Below are 19,660 nucleotides of genomic sequence, written 5' to 3' on the forward strand. Positions count from 1 at the left end.
CCGGCGCCGACAGCAGCGCGAGTCGCAAGCCGATCTCAACGCATCTCTTGCATTAATACGAATTAGCATTATGGTGATGGACGCCACATCAGTCGGCAACGGCGCCGATCCCTCTTCACCGAAGGAGTACGACCGTGTCTCCGAGCATCCAGCACAGACGTCCGCGACGAGCGATAGCAGCGATCATCGCGTGCCTCGGCCTGGTCCTGGCGGGCCTTTCCACCGGACAGGTGGCAGCAAGCCCAGCGCCGGCCGACTCGAACGCCGCCGATTCGCATCGCTCCGACGGCCCCGACGAGTTACCGCTGTTCCGATCGACCGGCCAGATCGTCGATCCGCTCGACGAGTCGCTGCCGTGGAACCCCACCAAGGAGTTCATTTTTCCGAGCGTGTTCCATGCCGGCAAGCACCTCGACGACCCGCTGGCCGAGTGGTACATCTACTACGCACCGCACGATCGGCCGGGCGGCATCAACCTCATGTACGCCGACAGCCTGAAGGGGCCGTGGAAGCAGTACGAGGGCAACCCACTGATCACGAACAAGTGGGACGGAATCTACGACGTCTCGCACATCTCCTCCCCCGACACCGTGTGGAGCCAGCGCGACGGGAAGATGTACCTGTTCTTCCACGGCGAAAACACCGTCACCCGATTCGCGACGTCCAAGGACGGTCTGGACTTCAAGTACGGCGACGAAGTCATCACGGCCGACGCCGTAGACGAAGCGCAGCACGACTTCGAGTTCCCTGCCGACGACACGGTGCCCGCACCGGGCCGTGCGACCGAGACGTCCTATGCACGCGTATTCCGCCATCCCGGCCCGTCAACGGGTTACCGGTGGGGCATGTTCTTCATGACGAACTACAAGCAGGACGACTCACGCAGGATCAGCGTGGCGTACTCCAAGGACCTCCGAAACTGGGACATCGCACCGAAACCGATCATCGAGCCGGGCAAGGCCGAGGGCACCAACGTCTCTGCAGCAGACCTGTGGCGGTCGAACGGACAGAACTACATCCTCTACCACGGCACGACCGGCACGATTCTGGCGCGACCGGTCAACCGTGCACTGACTGAATCCGGCACGCCCGAGAAGCTGTTCGTCCCCGAGGCGGCGCCGCCCGATGCCGGCCGCGCCGCGTCACCGCAGCTCGTGCACGAGAACGGCAAGCTGCACATGTTCTACGAGTACGGCGAGCGGTCGCATACGACGATCGGCCATGCGGTCGAAGACCCCGACGCCGTACGCGACCCGCTCAACCAGAACCCCGAGGACCCGCTGTACGAGTCATGCCCGGGCGCGGGAAGCGACCAGTTCGAGGGCGACACGCTCGACGACAGCCTGTGGTCGGGCAGCGTCCGCCTCGATGGATCCGGTGTGACTGTTGCCGACAATGGACTACACATGCCCACGGTGACGGGCAACTCGACGAGTGCGCCGCAGGTGCTCCAGCCAGTACGCGACGGCGCATTCGAGGTGACCACGGAGCTCACAATCAAGCCGGAACAGAAGTATCAGCAGGGCGGCCTGATCGTCCGCCGTGACGACGCGAACTCTCTTCGCGCAATGCTCGAGCAGTCGTCCAAGGGCCCGCGCATCGACTTCATCTGGCGCCGCAACGGTGTCGATCGCATCGACACGCACACCTCCGAAGACTACGTGTACGCTCCGGACGAGCTCGGCGACAAGATCTGGCTACGGATCACCAGTACCGGCGAGCATCTCACCGCGTCGTACAGCATCGACGGCAAGGAGTTCTTGACCGTTGGCCGCTCGGTACCGGTGGCCGAGCTCCTGCCCGAGACAGTCGGAACCGTGGCGTACCGCGGCCCGGAGTCCGCGCCCGAGATCGACGCGGCGTTCGACTGGGTTCGGTTCACCCCGACCGACGAGGAGGCCGCCGCCTGCGGCTGAATCGTCGCAAGAGACCTCTCGCGCCGGGTGCAATCGTGACCTTCACGGCCGCACCCGGCGCGAAGGCCTGGTCTGGCGAGCGCACTATCGAGGTGGGCGGAGTACGGCGAAAGGATCGGTCACCGTCAGTTCACGGGCAACGAATTCGTAGACCGTGGCGGGCCGACCGCCGGATTGCCCGGGCGGGGCGGTGCGCTCCGTCGGGCAGATCACCTGCCGCCGGGTCAATACTCGGGTCAGATTGGTCGCGCCGAGCTCGTAGCCCAGCGCCGCACCGAACAGGTCGCGCAGCTCCGCGATCGTGAACTCGGTGGGAGCCAACGCGAACCCGATATTCGTGTACGAGAGCTTCGCACGTAGCCGCCCCACCGCCGCGTCGATGAAGTGGTGATGGTCGAACGCCGTACGTGGTAGCTCGTCCACCTGATGCCAGGCGGTGTCGTCCGGCAGGTTCGGCTGTACGTCGGAAGGGACCAGGCCGAGGTAAGCCGTCGCCAGGACGCGTGTCCGCGGATCGCGGTCGATCGCACTGTGGGTGGCCAACTGCTCCAGATGGGCGACGTCACGTACATCGACCTTCGCAGCGAGATGGCCGGTGATCGCCTCTCTCAGTCGTTCCGTTGCCTGGACTCCCCCGCCAGGCAACGCCCACCGAGACCGGAACGGAGTCTGCCCGCGCCGCCAGAGCAAAACGCACAGCTTGCCGTCACGAACCGACAGGACGACGGCCAGCACTTCGTGCGGATAGCTGGGAACGTGGACCGGATCACTCTCCTTGGCGGCAGGCATGGCGCTGATGGTACCGTCCAGATTAGTTATCGCCTCTCAGGCGAAAACCTGATCGGAAGAAGGTACAGATCATGTCCGTAGCCCCGAGCACCACGGAGATCTGGCAAGAGGAGGTACGGCGTCTCGCGCGTGAGCGAGACGCCGCACTGCTCGCGCACAACTACCAGGACCCCGCCATCCAGGATGTTGCCGACCACGTCGGCGACTCACTCGAACTGTCGCGGATCGCCGCGACCACGCAGGCATCGACGATCGTCTTCTGCGGTGTGCACTTCATGGCCGAGACCGCGAAACTGCTGAGTCCGGACAAGACCGTGCTGATCCCCACCGCTCAGGCGGGCTGTTCGCTGGCGGACACGATCGATGCCGACCAGCTGAGGGCTTGGAAGGCCGATCATCCCGGCGCCGTCGTCGTTGCCTATGTCAACACCAGTGCTGCAGTGAAGGCGGAAGCCGATATCTGCTGCACCTCGTCGAATGCCGTGGCCGTCGTGGAGTCGATCCCTGCAGACCGGCCGATCCTGTTCCTTCCGGATCAGTTCCTCGGCAACCACGTACGACAACAGACCGGACGGGACAACGTGCACGTGTGGATGGGCGAGTGCCATGTCCATGCGGGCATCACCGCGGCGGATCTTCGCGAGCAGGTCGCGGCCGATCCCACGGCGGAAGTTCTCGTACATCCCGAGTGCGGGTGTGCATCGTCGACGGTCTGGCTCGCCGGCGTCGGCGACCTTCCGGCCGACCGGACCCGGATTCTGTCCACCTCCGGGATGCTCGACGCCGCTCGCGGCATGACGGCGAAGACCGCGCTCGTCGCAACGGAGGTCGGAATGCTTCACCAGCTGCGCAAGGTCAACCAGCAATCGGAGTTCCAACCGGTGAACCCGAAGGCGTCGTGCCGTTTCATGAAGATGATCACGCCTGAGTTGCTGCTTCGGTGTCTCCGTGAGGGTCGCGATGAGATCGAGCTACCGCCCGACGTGGCCGACCGTGCTCGGCAGTCGGTCGAGCGAATGATCGCCATCGGAAAGCCCGGAGGCGCCCGGTGAACCGGGCCGCGGACGTCGTCGTCATCGGGACCGGCGTTGCGGGGTTGTCCACCGCTGTGGCGCTGGCGGTCACGCGACGCGTACTCCTCGTCAGCACCGGTTCCGGAAGTACGCCATGGGCGCAGGGCGGGATCGCCGCCGCATACGGTGCCGACGACCCACTCGGCCATGCCCACGACACAGAGGTAGCCGGTGCCGGATTCTGCGACTCCCGCATCGTTCGCGCACTGGTCGAGGAAGGGCCACAGCGCCTGGCGGAGTTGATCGGTCTGGGCGCTCGGTTCGACCGCAATGCCGACGGTTCGTTGTCGAGAACCCTCGAAGGTGGCCACGACCGCAGCAGGGTCGTGCACGCGGACGGTGACGCAAGCGGCGCCGAGGTTCAACGCGCGTTGCGCAGGGCGCTGGATCTGACCGACGTACAGACGGTGCATGGACGGGCCGTCGGCCTGATCAAGTCAGCATCCGGGTCGGTCATCGGCGTACTCGTCGAGGACGACACGGGCACCGACCAAATCGACGCCCGGGCCGTCGTACTGGCGACCGGAGGGATCGGCAACGCCTACTCGGCGAGCACCAATCCGTCGACCGTCCGTGGTGACGGTATAGCCCTGGCACTACGGGCCGGAGCGTCGCTGGTCGACATGGAGTTCGTGCAGTTCCATCCGACCGCGCTCTTCACCGGTGACGCAGCCGGTCAGCTGCCGTTGGTCACCGAGGCATTGCGGGGCGAAGGCGCCGTCCTTCGTGACGTTCACGAGCGCAGAATCATGCCTGGCGTACATCCACGCGCCGATCTCGCGCCGAGAGACGTCGTCGCCCGGGCCATCGAGTCGACGATGCGACGCGACGGCAGTGACCACGTATGGCTCGATGCCCGATCGATCCCCGAAGACACCGTGCGACGACTATTCCCGACCGTTCTGGCGTCCTGCCGGCAGATCGGCGTCGACCTGCTGCGCGAGCCGATCCCGGTCGCTCCGGCCGCGCACTTCTCATGCGGTGGCATCCGGACGAACCGCGACGGCGCGACAGATGTCCCCGGCCTGTACGCCGTCGGCGAAGCCGCGGCAAGCGGAGTCCACGGAGCCAACCGGCTAGCGTCCAACAGCCTCCTCGAGGGACTGGTCTTCGGGCGACGCGCTGCCACCGCTCTCACCCTCGAGCTTCCGCCGGCATCAAACGGACCGGAGAGTTCACTGGTCATGGACGAGGACCAAGATCCACAAGCGATCCGGGCGATCCTGAGCAAGTACGCGGGAATCCGTCGGGACGGCTCCGGATTGCGGGCCGCCCAAGACGAGCTCGAGTCAGTCGGCGACGGCCCCCTCGCGACAGTGGCACGAGCGGTAGTCGTGGCCGCGACCACCCGCGAGGACAGCCGCGGGTGCCACTGGCGTTCCGACCACCCGCGTACGGACGAGCGGTGGGACACGCACATTGTCATCCGGCTCGACGAGGACGGCCGCCCGGCCGCGTACGGCTCTCATCCGCCCTGCCGCACACCGCCATCGCGCGCGACACACCAGGGAACCGGCGGCGTACTCGCCGCGGCCGTGCGTCGAGCCCTGGCCGAAGACCATGCCGAGGACGACATCACCACTCAGTGGGCGGTGCCGGACGGCACCCTCGCCCGTGCGCGTATCGTCGCGCGCCAAGAAGGCGTGATCGCCGGTACGGCGGTCCCCGCCGAGGTGTATCGCCAGCTCGGCAGCGAGGTCGTCGTCACCGAGCACGTACAGGACGGCGACCACGTCCGCACCGGACAGGACCTGCTCACGCTGGCGGGACCCGCACGGGAGATCATCACCGGCGAACGAACAGCTCTGAACTTCCTGCAACACATGTCCGGAATCGCCACTTCCGCCGCGGCGTACGCGGAGGCGGTGACCGGGCTTCCGACACGGATCCTGGACACCCGCAAGACGTCGCCCGGCCTTCGAGCGCTCGACAAGGCCGCGGTCGTCGCCGGCGGAGTGAGCAACCACCGGCTCGACCTCGCTGCGATGGTTCTGCTCAAGGAGAACCACATCGCTGCGGCCGGCGGCGTGAGCGCCGCGATCGCAGCGGTGCGCGCACACAATTCACGCCGCGTCGCCATCGAGGTGGAGGTCACGTCAACGACCCAGGCCGTCGAGGCGCTTGACGCGGGTGTCGAGTGGATCATGCTCGACAACATGCCGCTCGATCAGATGCGGCACATCGTGGGATTACGAGGTTCGAAGGCAGCCCGCCTCGAGGCGTCCGGATCGATCACGCTGGACTCGGTCAGGGCCGTCGCGGAGACCGGAGTCGACGCGATCTCCGTCGGAGCCATCACCCACAGCGCGCCGGCGTTCGACCTCAGTCTGCTACTGACGCAGACGGCACCAGTGGGTAGCGAACCAGCGGTGAGTGCCGGATGACGCGCTGCATCCGCCCCCAGGACTGGCCGGAACCCCCGGCATGGGAAGCACGACACATCCGGGCGAACACAAGGAGGTTTCATGGCTAGGAGCTACTGGGTCAGCGTCTACCGCAGCATTCCCGACCGACAGCGACTGACCGACTACGACCGGCTGGCCGGTCTGGCTGTCCAGGCCGGAGGCGGGCGGGTACTGTCTCGCGGCGACCGAGTCGTCGCCCACGAGTCGGGGAACACCCAACGCGTCGTTCTGATCGAGTTCGACAGCTTCGAGCAGGCCGCGGCGGCGTACGAAAGCGATGCGTACCGCAAAGCGTTGGCTGCCCTCCCCGATGACGTGGAGCGCGACTTCCGCATCATCGAAGGCGTCGACTGACCGACGAGCGAGAGTCAGCGCAGGAGCAGGCGCTCGACAGTCAGACTCATTCGCCGGGCGGCGGCTGGAAGGCACGGACCTCGATGCGGCCGCCGAGCGCCTTCGACGCGCGGGCAGCCCAGTCGAGCGCGGCCTTCTCGTCAGCAACATCGATCACCCAGAAGCCACCGAGATACTCAGGCGCCTCGACGAACGGGCCGTTGACGGTGCTCAGCGATTCACCGGTGTTGTCTACGGTGATCGCGCTCGAGGGCGGTGTCAGCCCGCCCGCGAAGACGAAGGCGCCGATCGACGTCAGCTCCTCGATGATCGCGCCCGTGGCAGCCAACGCCGCCTCGAGCTCGGCCGGGTCCATGGTCTCCATGGTCGGTTCCTCGTCGGAGTCGTGTGGAACGGAAAGTAGGTATTGGCTCATATCGGGTAGACCGATCTCGACCCGAAGACTCATCGGTGAAACGTTTCTGCACCGCGATCGGCAGTCGACACAACAGGAGCCGTCGTCACCCGGGCGCACGTGGCCAAAGATGACCCGGGCCAATTCGGTCCCCGGGTGTTCGTGGATGAGCGCGACAACGCGTCTTACGTCGGCCCGGACCGCGTACAGCGCTTGGCCGGGCGCGGTTCAGCTGGCGGGGCTTGGCCAGGTGCCGCCATCATCGCCGAGTGACGTCTCCGCTGTTAGCGCTCAACTCATGAGCGTCAGGTCCAAGTCGACGCTTCGGGGTCCCACATGAGCTCGTCGGCGGCGCCGGTGAGCGCTGGGTCGGCGAACGCGATCACCTCACGGAGGACGCGCTCGAACTGTTCGGGCACGTTGTCGAGGTTGGTACGGCGCCGCCATCTCGACCATCGAGTCTGCGCCATGGGTGCGAATCCATCCAGTACCTCGGTTAGCGGCCGCAGGATTGTGCCTCGATAGGTGGCGACCTCGGTGGTAGCGCGCTGCAAGACTTCGCCACTGACCCGATGGCGTCGCGAGAGACTCCAGATGTCGCCGAAGTCGCGCCAGCGGGTGTTGGCGATGCCGCGCTGAATCGCGGTGACGATCTTCTCGGCGTGCACCATGGGGATCGGGTAGCCGGACAGGGTGATGGGTGTGCCGCCCAGAAGGCGGGGAACGGCGACTGGCGTGGGGTCGGGCCAGATCGGGTCACCAACGTTCACATCTACGTGGAATGGCAACTTGGCGCTCGCCAGCCGAGCCTGCACCTGCACACGTACACCCGAATAGTCGTCGCCCTCGCGTATGACCTCGGCGATCGCAGTCTCCGTGGCGAACTCGATCCCATCTACCGGTACCGGCTCGACTTCGAGTGTTTGCCGCACCAGTCCCAGAACGGTCTCGATGTCGTTGGCCAGATCCAGACCGGCAAGATCGACGTCCTTCGTCGGACGCCGCGACTCCAATGCGGCCAACAGCACTCCGCCCTTGAGGACGAAACGCTCCCGAAGGTCGCTGGCGGCCAGCCGGGCGAGGAATCCTTCGAGAACGTAGAGCTGGAGTAGCTCCTGAGTTGGCCGACCACTGCGTCGGGCTTCGTTCTGCAAATCGAGATACGCATCGCCGGCAGCGTTGCCCCGAGTCACGCGGCTCACAACAGGATCTCCAACGTGTCGCGCAGCGCGCCGACCACTCGAGGAAACGACCGCGCAACGCGTAGCAACTCGGAGGGCTGCCCGCCGCGACGTAACCAGCGTTTGAGTGCCTCGACGGCCAGGTCAGCGCCGTCGACATGACGCATCCGGAAAGCGTCGATGATGCTGCGCTCGGCCGAATAGATACCGATCGTACGATCACCGCCGATGTCGAGTTGGTCCCGTCCGATCGCGAACGTGTCGACATCGAACCGCCGCCAACGAACTGGTGCTCTCGTCTCGGGTGTCCACGATCCACGCGGGACGGCGACCTCAATCTCGGCAGGGATATCGTCGATGAGGTCATGGCGCACCAGAGCCGAACGCAGGCAGATCGTCGCATCCGGCGCCTTCACCGCGATCTCGACCAGGTCCTCGTCACCCACCCAGTCGCTCTTGCGATACAGGCCACGAGCCAGCACCACAACGTCGCCGTTGCCGATGAACCGCCGGAGCTGACGCTCGCTGACATGCTCCAACGCCTCGGAGTACCGAAACACCTCGGGCAGACTCGCGAGCAAGTCATCAGTAGTCGGCGCTGCCACGGCGACCTCCCGGATTGTCGGAAACCCTCAACAGCAATACCTCTAGTGTAGAGGATTTCCTGCAGATCAGGTGGAATGCCATGGCCGGCTTGCGCACGAGTTCGACCGCGCCAGTGTCGCCGCGCGGACGAGCATAAAGGCGTCCGCGCTCATAGCCCGATGCCCCGGCTGGACGTCGTGGCGAGCGCCTCGTGCGGGCGGATGTAGCGGTTCACGAGGACTGAGATGTCGCGGTGCCGGGTCTGGCGCAACAGGAGCCGTCGTCACAGCCGGCTCGTACCTCGCCGCCTCGGGCGCAACAGGAGCCGTCGTCGCTCGGGCGCAACAGGAGCCGTCGTCACAGCCGGCTCGTACCTCGCCGCCTGTTCCTCCTCCCGGCATCCTGTTGCTCCACAAACGACAGGAGGCCTGGAACGGCTCCGCCGTTCCAGGCCTCCTGTCTGATGTGGGCGCAACAGGATTTGAACCTGTGACCGCCTGCTTGTAAGGCAGGTGCTCTACCGCTGAGCTATACGCCCCTTGCTACGGCGCACTACCCTACCCGGTCGATGCGCAAGCCGTATGCAGACATGGGTTGTGGCCGCCGGCGTCTCGGGTCACCAGCGGCCACAACGAGGATTACACTACCGTGAGTCACGCAGAACGCCAATACGTTTCCGGCACATTTTCAGACCGATTTTGGTCGATCCACGGATCGCGCCGAGTCAGCGGCCACAGTCGGATGAAATCGTTTCAGACCGCCGCGAGCGCCTTCGCGTACTCATCGACGTCACGGGCGTCGGGAAGACCGTTCTCGACCTTCCAGCGCACGACGCCCTCGCGGTCGATGACGTAGGTGCCACGCAGCGCACAACCCTTCTCCTCGTCGAAGTTGCCGTAGGCCTTCGCCACCTCGCCGTGCGGCCAGAAGTCGCTGAGCAGCGGGTACGAAAGCCCCTCGGCATCGGCGAACGCACGCAGGCTGAACATCGGGTCGCAGGAGACCGCGAGCAGTGCGACGTCGTCGTTGTCGAAGTCGGGAAGCCGATCGCGAAGGGTGCACAGCTCTCCAGTGCAGATGCCGGAGAACGCGAACGGGTAGAACACGAGCACAACGGCCTTCGAACCGCGGTAGTCGCTCAGCGAAACCTGCTCGCCGTGCTGGTTCGCGAGAGTGAAGTCCGGTGCCTGCTCGCCGATCTGGGTCATGCCAACTCCTTTTTGAGAATCTTGCCCGTCGCGTTGCGCGGGAGTGCTGCCACGAAGCGTACGTCGCGGGGCACCTTGTACCGCGCGAGGTTCTCCTTGACGTGCTGACGTACGTCGTCTTCGCTCAGCGTCACATCCGACCGGGTCGCGACGTACGCGCTCAGCCGCTGCCCGAACTCGTCGTCGGCGACCCCCACGACCGCGACCTCGAGTACGCCGTCGATGCGCATCAAACAGTCCTCGACCTCCTGCGGGAAGACGTTCTCGCCGCCCGAGACGATCATGTCGTCGTCACGGCCCTCGACGAACAACAAGCCGTCATCCATCCGACCGACGTCACCGGTCGCCATCGCCTCCCCGATGGTCTGTTTGCCCCCTCCACCCGTGTAGCCCTCGAACAGCATCGAGTTCGACACGAAGACGCGGCCCGTCTGACCGTCGGGCACCTCATTGTCGTCGTCGCCGTACAGACGTACGTCGGTACCGACCGGCGCGCGACCGGCGGTTCCCGGATGCGAGCGAAGCTCCGCCGGCGTTGCGATCGTCACCCAGGCGCACTCGGTCGAACCGTACGTGTTGTAGAGGTTGTCGCCGAACGCGTTCATCCACTCGAGCGCGACATCGCCCGGCAGCGCCGATCCGCTCGCGGCGACGATACCGACCCCGGACAGGTCGTACGAAGCGCGACGGTGCTCGGGCAACGCGAGCGTGCGTTGCAGCATCACCGGCACCACCACCGCGGCGTCACACGAGTTGTGCTGCAAGGTGGCGAGGAAGTCCTCCGGGTCGAACCGTCGTCGTAAAACCAGCGTCGAGCCGACCAGCATGCCGAGGTTCAGGTGCCCCCAGCCCCAGGTGTGGAACAGCGGTGCAGCGATGTGCACCGTCATCCGATGGCGAAGCGGGATGCGCGAGACGAGCGCGGCCCCCGCGCCGAGACTGCCCGCTCCCCTGCTCGCGCCCTTCGGCGTACCGGTCGTACCCGAGGTGAGAATCGTCGAGCGTCCGCGGCGCCGGGGTGGTTTTCGGTCGGCGCCGGAGCCGTCTCTTATCAGCGCCTCGACGGTCGTAGCGTCGGAGTCGACGTCTGCCTCGGTCCACGCGCGTACGCCGGTCACACCCGGATCGACATCGGCGAGCTGAGCTGCGAACTCGTCGTCGAAGATGACGACGCGCGGCCGAATCCGGTCGAGCACCTCGGTGATCTGCGGCCCTGAGAACGCCGTGTTGAGGTACAGGACGTCGGCACCGAGCCGGTTGACCGCAACCGTCGCTTCGATGAACCACCGGTGGTTACGGCACATGAGCGCGACGCCATCGCCTTCGGCGACACCGAGTCGGGCGAGCGAGTCGGCCAACGCGTTCGCGTCGCGGTGCAACTCGCCGAACGTACGCGAACCGGCGTCATCGATGACTGCGGTCTCGTCCGGATAGCGGGCCGCGAGGGTTGAGTACCCGCCGGCGAAGCCCATGCCCCACCGAACGAGCGAGGACGCCATCTCATACAGGGTGCGCGGGCCGTACAACTGCACGATCCGCGTGGCTGCCAGCGCCTTGATCGAGCGAGCAAGGACGAGCGGTCGACTTTCCATGACGCTCCCGGTGATCGAAAGGTGCAACTACGAGTTACACCTGCACCAGGTTAGCGCCGAGATCCAGGAGCCGACTTAGGGGTCACGAGCTTGGTAGCAGCCCAGTCGTTACCGGCGGACTGTGTCGTTGTCGTTGCCAGCCCGGCGACCGGCGCCGCCTCGGCGATATCGGTGTTGTCGACGTAGCCCGGGCGTCCCACCTTGGGCGTGAGCAGATAGATGGCACCGCCCTCGACGAGATCGGTCAAGGCGTCGACAAGGGAGTCGACCAGGTCCTCGTCGCCGTCACGCCACCACAGCAATACGGAGTCGACCACATTGCCGTAGTCGTCGTACACCAGCTCGTGGCCCGTGTGCTTCTCGACGGCTTCACGCAGCTCGTCGTCGACGTCGTCGTCCCACCCCAGCTCCTGCACCACGGTGTCGGACTCGAAGCCGAGCCGTCCCGCAATCACAGTGCTGTCCGCGTCGTCCGCGGTCGCGCTCACCAATTCCTCCTTCGTCGCGAGCCGGTCGGTTGACCGGTTCCGTGGAGACACCATAGTGCTTATGGGCGCCATCAATGCCACCGAATCGACAGATGAGTCCGGATCGCGATCATCCGGCTACTGAAAAGTACGCATCCCTCCGCGTGAAACGCCTACGGCCCGGTGACAAGATGGACAGTGCCTCACCACAGTGGGCACCTGATGAAGGAAGGAACACCGTGGCCTCCACACCCGAGCGACGCCCTGCGGTCATCCACGAGGGACTGCCGACCCAGCTGCCCGACATCGACCCCGACGAGACCCAGGAATGGCTCGACTCGCTCGACGCACTCGTCGACGAACGAGGCCGCGACCGTGCTCGTTACGTGATGCTCAAGCTGCTCGAGCGATCGCGAGAGAACAAGGTCGGTGTTCCCGCACTGCGCAGCACCGACTACATCAACACCATCCCACCCGAGAGCGAACCGTGGTTTCCCGGTGACGAGTACGTCGAGCGGCGCATCCGCGCGTACATCCGGTGGAACGCCGCCGCGATGGTCTCGCGCGCGAACCGTCCCGGGCTCGGAGTCGGCGGCCACATCGCCACCTACCAGTCGGCGGCCAGCCTGTACGAGGTCGGCTTCAACCACTTCTTCCGCGGTAAGGACCACCCCGGCGGCGGCGACCAGGTCTTCATCCAGGGTCACGCATCACCGGGCATCTATGCGCGCGCGTACCTCGAGGGTCGCCTGAACGAAGACCACCTCAGCCGCTTCCGCCAGGAGGTCTCGCACGGTGTCGGCGAGGGATTGTCGTCGTACCCGCACCCGCGCCTGATGCCGGGCTTCTGGGAGTTCCCGACGGTGTCGATGGGGCAGGGTGCGATCAACTCGATCTACCAGGCGCGGTTCAACCGCTACCTGATGCACCGCGGCATCAAGGACACCAGCCAGCAACACGTATGGGCGTTCCTCGGCGACGGCGAGATGGGTGAGCCGGAGTCGCTCGGCGCGATCGGCGTTGCGGCGCGCGAGGAGCTCGACAACCTCACGTTCGTCATCAACTGCAACCTGCAGCAGCTCGACGGCCCCGTACGCGGCAACGGCAAGATCATCCAGGAGCTGGAGTCGACGTTCCGCGGTGCCGGCTGGAACGTCGTCAAGGTCATCTGGGGTCGCGAGTGGGACGACCTGCTCGCCCGCGATGTCGACGGCGTACTCGTGAACCAGATGAACCGCACTCCCGACGGTCAGTTCCAGACGTACGCGGTCGAAGACGGCTCGTACGCACGCGAGCACTTCTTCGGTGCTGATCCCCGACTGCTGAAGATGGTCGAGCACCTCACCGACGACGACATCTCGAAGCTGCCCCGGGGCGGACACGACTATCGCAAGGTCTACTCGGCCTTCAAGGCCGCGACCGAGCACACCGGTCAGCCGACGGTGATCCTCGCCCAGTCGATCAAGGGCTGGACGATCGATGCGCTCGAGGCACGTAACGCCACCCACCAGATGAAGAAGCTGACCAAGGACGATCTGAAGAAGTTCCGTGACCGGTTGTTCCTGCCGATCGACGACAGGGCGATCGACGAGTCCGACGTCGCACCGTTCTTCCACCCGGGCCAGGACAACGACGAGATCCAGTACATGCTCGAGCGGCGCCGCCAGCTCGGCGGGCCGGTGCCGGAGCGCCGAGTCGACCCGACGCCGGTGAAGCTGCCCGGCGATCCCGTGTACGCCGAGCTCAAGGGTGGCTCGGGCAAGCAGCAGATCGCCACGACGATGGCATTCGTACGTCTGCTGCGCGATCTGATGAAGGACCCCGAGATCGGTCACCGCATCGTCCCGATCGCACCCGACGAGTTCCGCACCTTCGGCATGGACTCGATGTTCCCGACGGCCAAGGTCTACAGCCCGCACGGCCAACGGTACGAATCCGTCGACCGCAAGCTCCTCCTTGCGTACAAGGAGTCTGACAAGGGTCAGCTCCTGCACGAGGGCATCAGCGAGCTCGGCGCGATGGGCTCGGCGATCGCCGCCGGCACCTCGTACGCCACTCACGGCGAGCCGATGATCCCGGTCTACATCTTCTACTCGATGTTCGGTTTCCAGCGCACCGGCGACTGGATGTACGCGATCGGCGACCAGCTCGGGCGCGGGTTCCTGATCGGCGCGACCGCCGGGCGTACGACGCTGACCGGCGAGGGGCTACAGCACGCCGACGGCCACTCGCCGCTCCTCGCCCGCACCAACCCCGCCGTCGTGCATTACGACCCGGCTTGGGGCTTCGAGATCAGCCATATCGTCAAACGCGGCCTCGAGCGCATGTACGGCTCGACCGACGAACACCCGCACGGCGAAGACGTCGTCTACTACATGACGGCCTACAACGAGCCGGTCGTGCAGCCGCCGGAGCCCGACGACCTCGACGTCGACGGCTTGCTCAAGGGCGCGTACCGCTACCAGCCCGCACCCGACCTCTCCGCCGAAGCGCCGAAGGCGCAGATCCTGGCATCCGGGGTCGGCCTACCGTGGGCACTCGAAGCGCAGCAGGTGCTCGCCGATGAGTACTCCGTCGCGGCCGAGGTGTGGTCGGTCACGTCATGGAACGAGCTCGCCAACGAGGCGACCGACGTCGAGTCGTGGAACCTCAACCATCCGGACGAGGAAGCGCGTACCCCGTACATCACCTCCGCGCTCGCGGATGCGACCGGGCCGACGATCGCCGTCAGCGACTACATGCGGGCCGTACCCGACCAGATCGCGCGGTGGGTTCCGACCGCGTACCAGTCCCTCGGCACCGACGGGTACGGCTTTGCCGACACCCGAGCGGCCGCCCGGCGGTACTTCCAGGTCGACACCTCCTCGATCGTCGTGGCGACCCTCGAGACACTTGCCGCGGAGGGCAAGGTCAGTGTCGAGACCGCCACGAAGGCGTACCGCGATCTGCGCATCGACGACCCCACGGCGGTTGCGGACGTACCGCAGGAGGGTGCAGACGCCTGATCCCGGTTCTCGTCGCGGGTCACCTGCTCCCACCGGGCGGCCCCGATCCGACCCCAGCCGCTGAAGTGTGCGGGCCGACGGCGACGAGACTGGGAGGAGCGAGCGGTGGCGCGCGGAATCGCGTGACCTTGTGAGCAGCGTCGCGATAACCGGATGGACGTTCAGGGGACACACACGGTTAAGATGGTGACTTCATGCTCGAATCGCCACCATCGCCCGCTGACACCACGAACCCGTCTCCAGGTCGTGGTGTCATGCAGCGTGTGCTGAGCGGATTGCGGGCGTGGCCGTACACCTTCATCGTGGCGTTCTCGATCCTGTCCGCGTTGCTCGCCATTGTCGTCGCCGCTCGACTCGATCGCCCGATCAGTGATCCGGAGGGCTTCCTCGGCCCGGCGTACGTCCGACTCCCGCTGATCGGGCTGTTCATGTTGGCCGCCGATGTCGTGCCGCGCGGGTTCGCCCGGGCGTACCGCACAGTCACGCAGACCCGCACGTACGTCGGCGTACGCGGCAAGCTGGCCGCGGCGTTCTGGTCCTGCGCACGGGTTGTGCCCGACACGCTCGCCGTGCTTCGCGAGCACTGGTCATGGAAACGCGTCGGCTACGTCATGGCCGGGCTGATCACCTTCTACACCTGCTACGTCAGCTACCGGAATCTCAAAAGCTTCCTGCCGCTGATCACCGACCGCAACTACGACAGCCAGCTCGACCAGATCGACGCGTTCTTGTCGTTCGGCACCCGGCCGAGCCTGTTCCTGCACGACATCCTCGGCACCGACATCGCGGCGCACATCCTCGCGTACTGGTACATCAGCTACCTGCCGCTCAACGTCCTGATCCTCGGCGCGATGGTGGCCTGGAGCAAAGACCTCGGCCGAGGTGCATGGGCCGCGACCGCGCTGAGCCTGAACTGGATGCTCGGCGTGGCCAGTTACTACGCGCTGCCGACCCTCGGCCCCGGCATCGCCTACCCGTCGTACATCTGGGAGCTCGACGACAACAGCGCGTCGACTCTGCAGCATGCCCTGACGATGAGCCGCAACCAGTTCGTCAGCGATTTGAACGACCCGTCCCTTTCCCAAGGCGTCGCCGGCTTCGCCTCGTTGCACGTCTCTGTCGTCCTGACGGTGTGTCTGCTGTTCCACCAGTCCGGGATTTCGCGATGGCTCTGCAACGTCGCGTGGATCTACCTCGTCGGCACCGTGCTGGCGACCCTGTACTTCGGCTGGCACTACATCCTCGATGACATCGGCGGCGCCGCGATCGCGTTCGCGGCGGTCTGGATCGGCGCCAAGGTGACCAGGCAACCGACCCGGAGAAGCGAGAACCTCAAACGCGCAGGCCCGCCCGCGGAGACCGTCGAAGCGTCTCGCGAGTAGCGATATGAGCGGGCGTTCGAGAGCCGAGCTCGCCGCCGTCCTGAACCGTTCGGTCGGAGACCTGACCACCGCGGCCGTGGCGGCGATGGAGCGCACCTACCCGTGGTTCCACGAGCTCAACGCGGAGAATCGATCGTGGATCAGTTCGGTCGCACACTCCGGCATCATGGCGTTCATCGAGTGGTTCCGAGATCCCACCGGTCAGCAGCCGGTCCCGAACATCTTCTCGGTCGCGCCCGACGCATTGGCGAATGTCGTGAGCTTGCAGCAGACCGTCGCCTTGGTACGTACGACGATCAGCATCGTCGACGCGCGCGCGGATGACATCTGCGGACCCGCCGACGGCGCGACGGTACGTTCGGCGGTCGCGTGGTACGCGAGCGAGGTCGCCTTCGATGCCGCCGAGGTGTACGCCCGGGCGGCCGAATCCCGCGGCGCCTGGGATGCCCGACTCGAGGCGCTCGTCGTCGACACCGTGCTGCGCGGTGACACCGACGAGACTCTCGGCTCACGTGCGGCCGCTCTCGGCTGGACGGCAACGGGCGAGGTCATCGTCGCGATGGGTCCACCGCCTCGGCCGAACCTCGGGCTCGCCGCCGAGGCCGTGATCGCCAACGTACGCAAAGCGGGCCGTCGTCTCGGTGTCGACGTGATGTGCTCGGTGCAGGGCGAGCGACTCGTGGTCATCCTCGGCGGCCGGGGTGATCTCGACAAGGCGGCCGCGAGGCTGAGCGATGAGTTCGGACCCGGCCCGGTGATCGTCGGGCCGCGGGTGAGCGACCTGCGCGCCGCCACCGCATCGGCACGATCGGCCGCCGCCGCACTGAGAGCCGCTCCCGGTTGGCCCGACGCACCGCGACCCGTGCACGCCGACGAGCTGCTCGCCGAGCGCGCGTTGTCCGGTGACGGCCATGCCCGGCGCGCGCTGGTCGACGATGTGTACCTCCCACTGCGCGCCGGCGACGGTGTGCTGCTGCAGACGGTCGCCGCCTTCGTCGAATCCGGTTGCTCGGTCGAGGCCACCGCTCGGCATCTGTACGTACACCCCAACACCGTCCGCTACCGGCTGCGCAAAACGGCGTCCGTCACCGGACTCGATCCGCTCTCGGCCCGCGACTCGTACACGCTGCGAATCGCGATCACGCTGGGCAGGCTCCGCTCGGACGACTAGTGCCCTGCACTAGCTGGGCAGGAGCGGACACCCGCAATCGCGACGATTGTTGAAAACCCCCAACGATCCGGCGACTTTTTCGTTCGTACGCGCACCGTCTTGTCGGACTCGCACAGGGCAGGCTGTATCTCGTGCTAGTCATCGTCGCCCCCGGTCAGGGTGCACAAAAGCCCGGCTTCCTCGCCCCTTGGCTCGAAGATCCCGCGTTCGCGAGCCGCGTCGAATGGCTGTCGGCCGTCGCGGGCGTTGATCTCGCCCATTACGGCACCGAAGCCGACGCGGAGACGATCCGCGATACGGCGATCGCGCAGCCGCTGCTCGTCGGCACCGGGCTCGTCGCGGCGCTCTCGTTGTTCCCCCACCCGTCCGAGGCGTTCGGCGCGGTCGGTGCGGCAGCAGGCCACAGCGTCGGTGAGATCACCGCCGCCGCCGGGCTCGGCGCGATCACGGCCGAGCAGGCAATGGTCTTCGTACGCGAGCGGGGCAATGCGATGGCCGCGGCGTCGGCGCAACGGCCGACATCGATGACCGCTGTGCTCGGGGGCGACCGCGAGGAGGTGCTCGCCAAGCTGGCGGAGCTCGACATCACTGCCGCCAACGACAACGGCCCGGGCCAGGTCGTTGCGGCAGGTACGGTCGAGCAGCTCGAGCAGCTCGCGGAGAACCCTCCGGCGAAGGCGAGGTTGATGCCGCTGTCGGTTGCGGGCGCCTTCCACACCGACCACATGGCACCGGCCGTCGACCGGCTGGCCCGCCTCGCAATGTCGATCACCACGCACGACCCGCGGACTCGGCTCCTGTCGAATCGCGATGGCACGGTCGTGCACGACGGGGGCGAGGTCCTGGACCGACTGGTGTCGCAGGTGTCGACACCGGTCCGCTGGGACCTGTGCATGCAGACGATGTTGGATCTCGGAGTCACGGGGCTTCTCGAGCTCCCACCGTCGGGCACGCTGACCGGCATTGCGAAGCGGGCCATGAAGGGCGTCGAAACGTTCGCGTTGAAGACGCCCGATGACCTCGACGCAGCACGTGAGTTCGTCGCCAAGCACGGTGAGACGGCAGCGAACGGCTCGACGGAGGTCGACGCATGACCGAGACACTCGGCGTACCTTCCGACGTCCGCAGCAGCGGCATCCTCGGCGTCGGCGCATACCGCCCCCGAACCGTCGTACCGAACTCCGACATCGTCGACCGTATCGACTCCAGCGACGACTGGATCCGGACCCGCTCGGGCATCACGACACGCCGGTTCGCCGAACCGGACGAGACCGTCCAGACGATGTCCGTGTCTGCATCGAGGGACGCGCTCGCCGCCGCCGGCCTCGAGCCCGAAGACATCGACTGTGTGATCGTCGCGACCGTCTCCCATCTGATGCAGACGCCGGCAGTCGCGGCAACGATCGCCGACGAGCTCGGGTGTACGCCCGCAGCGGCCTTCGACATCTCCGCGGCCTGCGCGGGCTTCTGCTACGCACTGTCGCTCGCGTCCGACATGGTGAGAGTCGGCACGAGCGGGCATACGCTGGTGATCGGGGTCGAGCGACTCAGCGACATCACGAACCCCGACGACCGCTCGACCGCGTTCATCTTCGCCGACGGGGCGGGCGCCGTCGTGGTCGGCCCGTCGGACACGCCTCGGATCGGCCCGGTCGTGTGGGGTTCCGATGGCGGCAAGTCCGACTTCATCACCCAGACCCAGTCGTGGGACAACGTGTTCGCGTCGGTCGAGGCCGAGTGGCCGACCCTGCACATGGAGGGCAACCCCGTCTTCCGCTGGGCGTCGTTCGAGATGGCGAAGACCGCCAAAGAGGCACTCGACCGCGCAGGCCTCGCGCCGGGCGACCTGGACGTTTTCGTACCCCACCAGGCGAATATGCGAATCACCGACGCCATGGCACGTACGCTCAAGCTCCCCGAGAGCGTCGCGATCGCCCGCGACATCGCCGAGCAGGGCAACACCTCGGCCGCGTCGATTCCGCTCGCACTCGAGCGGATGATCGCCGACGGAGAGGCCAAGAGCGGGCAGAGCGCCCTGTTCATCGCCTTCGGCGCGGGTCTGGTGTACGCCGCCCAAGTCGTCATCCTGCCCTGACCCACTGATTTCCATCCAAGGCACAAACCCGAAAGGACCGTTC

16 protein-coding genes and 1 tRNA gene are annotated in these 19,660 nt (G+C 66.3%); 9 read left to right on the forward strand and 8 right to left on the reverse strand.

All coding sequences use genetic code 11. From position 1 onward, the window contains the following. The first annotated feature begins 134 nt into the window (after positions 1-134). Positions 135-1,916, forward strand: coding sequence for a DUF1349 domain-containing protein (locus MU582_14010; GenBank protein UPK73549.1), 1,782 nt, complete (start codon positions 135-137; stop codon positions 1,914-1,916). Between the two features lie 84 nt (positions 1,917-2,000). Here MU582_14010 and MU582_14015 read toward each other — a convergent pair whose 3' ends face one another. Beyond that, positions 2,001-2,705 carry an NUDIX domain-containing protein gene (locus MU582_14015; protein ID UPK73550.1) on the reverse strand — a complete coding sequence of 235 codons (705 nt, stop codon included), beginning with the start codon at positions 2,703-2,705 and terminating at the stop codon, positions 2,001-2,003. A 71-nt stretch (positions 2,706-2,776) separates the two neighbouring features. Here MU582_14015 and nadA point away from each other — a divergent pair, with 71 nt between their 5' ends. The 3 genes from nadA to MU582_14030 all read left to right on the forward strand — a co-directional run bounded on the left by nadA (position 2,777) and on the right by MU582_14030 (position 6,537). After that, positions 2,777-3,757, forward strand: a complete 981-nt coding sequence (gene nadA, locus MU582_14020) for a quinolinate synthase NadA (GenBank protein ID UPK73551.1) — start codon at positions 2,777-2,779, stop codon at positions 3,755-3,757. Beyond that, positions 3,754-6,162, forward strand: coding sequence for an L-aspartate oxidase (nadB, locus tag MU582_14025; protein ID UPK73552.1), 2,409 nt, complete (start codon positions 3,754-3,756; stop codon positions 6,160-6,162). Before nadA ends, nadB begins: the two co-directional genes overlap by 4 nt. A gap of 81 nt (positions 6,163-6,243) precedes the next feature. Continuing rightward, positions 6,244-6,537, forward strand: a complete 294-nt coding sequence (locus tag MU582_14030) for a DUF1330 domain-containing protein (protein ID UPK73553.1) — start codon at positions 6,244-6,246, stop codon at positions 6,535-6,537. A 46-nt stretch (positions 6,538-6,583) separates the two neighbouring features. Here the strand turns inward: MU582_14030 and MU582_14035 are convergent, their stop codons facing one another. From MU582_14035 to MU582_14065, 7 genes are all read right to left on the reverse strand, one after another. Further along, entirely contained in the window at positions 6,584-6,985 is a 402-nt protein-coding gene (locus MU582_14035) for a YciI family protein (GenBank protein UPK73554.1), read from the reverse strand. 251 nt (positions 6,986-7,236) lie between these two features. Beyond that, positions 7,237-7,959, reverse strand: a complete 723-nt coding sequence (locus MU582_14040; GenBank protein UPK73555.1) for a nucleotidyl transferase AbiEii/AbiGii toxin family protein — start codon at positions 7,957-7,959, stop codon at positions 7,237-7,239. Between the two features lie 170 nt (positions 7,960-8,129). After that, positions 8,130-8,717, reverse strand: a complete 588-nt coding sequence (locus MU582_14045; GenBank protein UPK73556.1) for a hypothetical protein — start codon at positions 8,715-8,717, stop codon at positions 8,130-8,132. Positions 8,718-9,163: 446 nt separating this feature from the next. Further along, a tRNA-Val gene (locus MU582_14050) sits at positions 9,164-9,235 on the reverse strand. 214 nt (positions 9,236-9,449) lie between these two features. Further along, entirely contained in the window at positions 9,450-9,905 is a 456-nt protein-coding gene (locus MU582_14055; GenBank protein UPK73557.1) for a peroxiredoxin, read from the reverse strand. Then, positions 9,902-11,497, reverse strand: a complete 1,596-nt coding sequence (locus MU582_14060; protein ID UPK73558.1) for an AMP-binding protein — start codon at positions 11,495-11,497, stop codon at positions 9,902-9,904. The genes MU582_14055 and MU582_14060 overlap by 4 nt, the downstream gene beginning before the upstream one ends. A 50-nt stretch (positions 11,498-11,547) precedes the next feature. After that, the gene (locus tag MU582_14065; GenBank protein ID UPK73559.1) at positions 11,548-11,985 is read right to left on the reverse strand and encodes a DUF3052 domain-containing protein; all 438 of its coding nucleotides are present in this window, start codon (positions 11,983-11,985) and stop codon (positions 11,548-11,550) included. A 218-nt stretch (positions 11,986-12,203) separates the two neighbouring features. Here MU582_14065 and aceE point away from each other — a divergent pair, with 218 nt between their 5' ends. The 5 genes from aceE (at position 12,204) to MU582_14090 (ending at position 19,617) form a co-directional block, all read left to right on the forward strand. Beyond that, positions 12,204-14,969, forward strand: a complete 2,766-nt coding sequence (aceE, locus tag MU582_14070) for a pyruvate dehydrogenase (acetyl-transferring), homodimeric type (protein UPK73560.1) — start codon at positions 12,204-12,206, stop codon at positions 14,967-14,969. A 254-nt stretch (positions 14,970-15,223) separates the two neighbouring features. Then, positions 15,224-16,351, forward strand: a complete 1,128-nt coding sequence (locus tag MU582_14075; protein ID UPK73561.1) for a phosphatase PAP2 family protein — start codon at positions 15,224-15,226, stop codon at positions 16,349-16,351. A gap of 4 nt (positions 16,352-16,355) precedes the next feature. Next, positions 16,356-17,522, forward strand: a complete 1,167-nt coding sequence (locus tag MU582_14080) for a helix-turn-helix domain-containing protein (GenBank protein UPK73562.1) — start codon at positions 16,356-16,358, stop codon at positions 17,520-17,522. A gap of 131 nt (positions 17,523-17,653) precedes the next feature. Continuing rightward, a complete protein-coding gene (locus MU582_14085; GenBank protein UPK73563.1) occupies positions 17,654-18,616 on the forward strand; it encodes an ACP S-malonyltransferase in 963 nt (320 codons plus the stop codon). Next, positions 18,613-19,617, forward strand: a complete 1,005-nt coding sequence (locus MU582_14090) for a ketoacyl-ACP synthase III (GenBank protein ID UPK73564.1) — start codon at positions 18,613-18,615, stop codon at positions 19,615-19,617. The genes MU582_14085 and MU582_14090 overlap by 4 nt, the downstream gene beginning before the upstream one ends. The last annotated feature ends 43 nt before the right edge of the window (positions 19,618-19,660 follow it).

This window comes from Nocardioidaceae bacterium SCSIO 66511 (assembly GCA_023100825.1).
In the GTDB taxonomy this organism is placed as follows: Bacteria; Actinomycetota; Actinomycetes; order Propionibacteriales; family Nocardioidaceae; genus Solicola.

Bases quoted from the DNA above. Each gene is read 5' to 3' on its own strand.
- MU582_14015 (UPK73550.1), bottom strand. From the start codon at position 2,705: ATGCCTGCCGCCAAGGAGAGTGATCCGGTCCACGTTCCCAGCTATCCG.
- nadA (UPK73551.1), top strand. From the start codon at position 2,777: ATGTCCGTAGCCCCGAGCACCACGGAGATCTGGCAAGAGGAGGTACGG.
- MU582_14030 (UPK73553.1), top strand. From the start codon at position 6,244: ATGGCTAGGAGCTACTGGGTCAGCGTCTACCGCAGCATTCCCGACCGA.
- MU582_14035 (UPK73554.1), bottom strand. From the start codon at position 6,985: ATGAGTCTTCGGGTCGAGATCGGTCTACCCGATATGAGCCAATACCTA.
- MU582_14055 (UPK73557.1), bottom strand. From the start codon at position 9,905: ATGACCCAGATCGGCGAGCAGGCACCGGACTTCACTCTCGCGAACCAG.
- MU582_14060 (UPK73558.1), bottom strand. From the start codon at position 11,497: ATGGAAAGTCGACCGCTCGTCCTTGCTCGCTCGATCAAGGCGCTGGCA.
- MU582_14075 (UPK73561.1), top strand. From the start codon at position 15,224: ATGCAGCGTGTGCTGAGCGGATTGCGGGCGTGGCCGTACACCTTCATC.
- MU582_14080 (UPK73562.1), top strand. From the start codon at position 16,356: ATGAGCGGGCGTTCGAGAGCCGAGCTCGCCGCCGTCCTGAACCGTTCG.
- MU582_14090 (UPK73564.1), top strand. From the start codon at position 18,613: ATGACCGAGACACTCGGCGTACCTTCCGACGTCCGCAGCAGCGGCATC.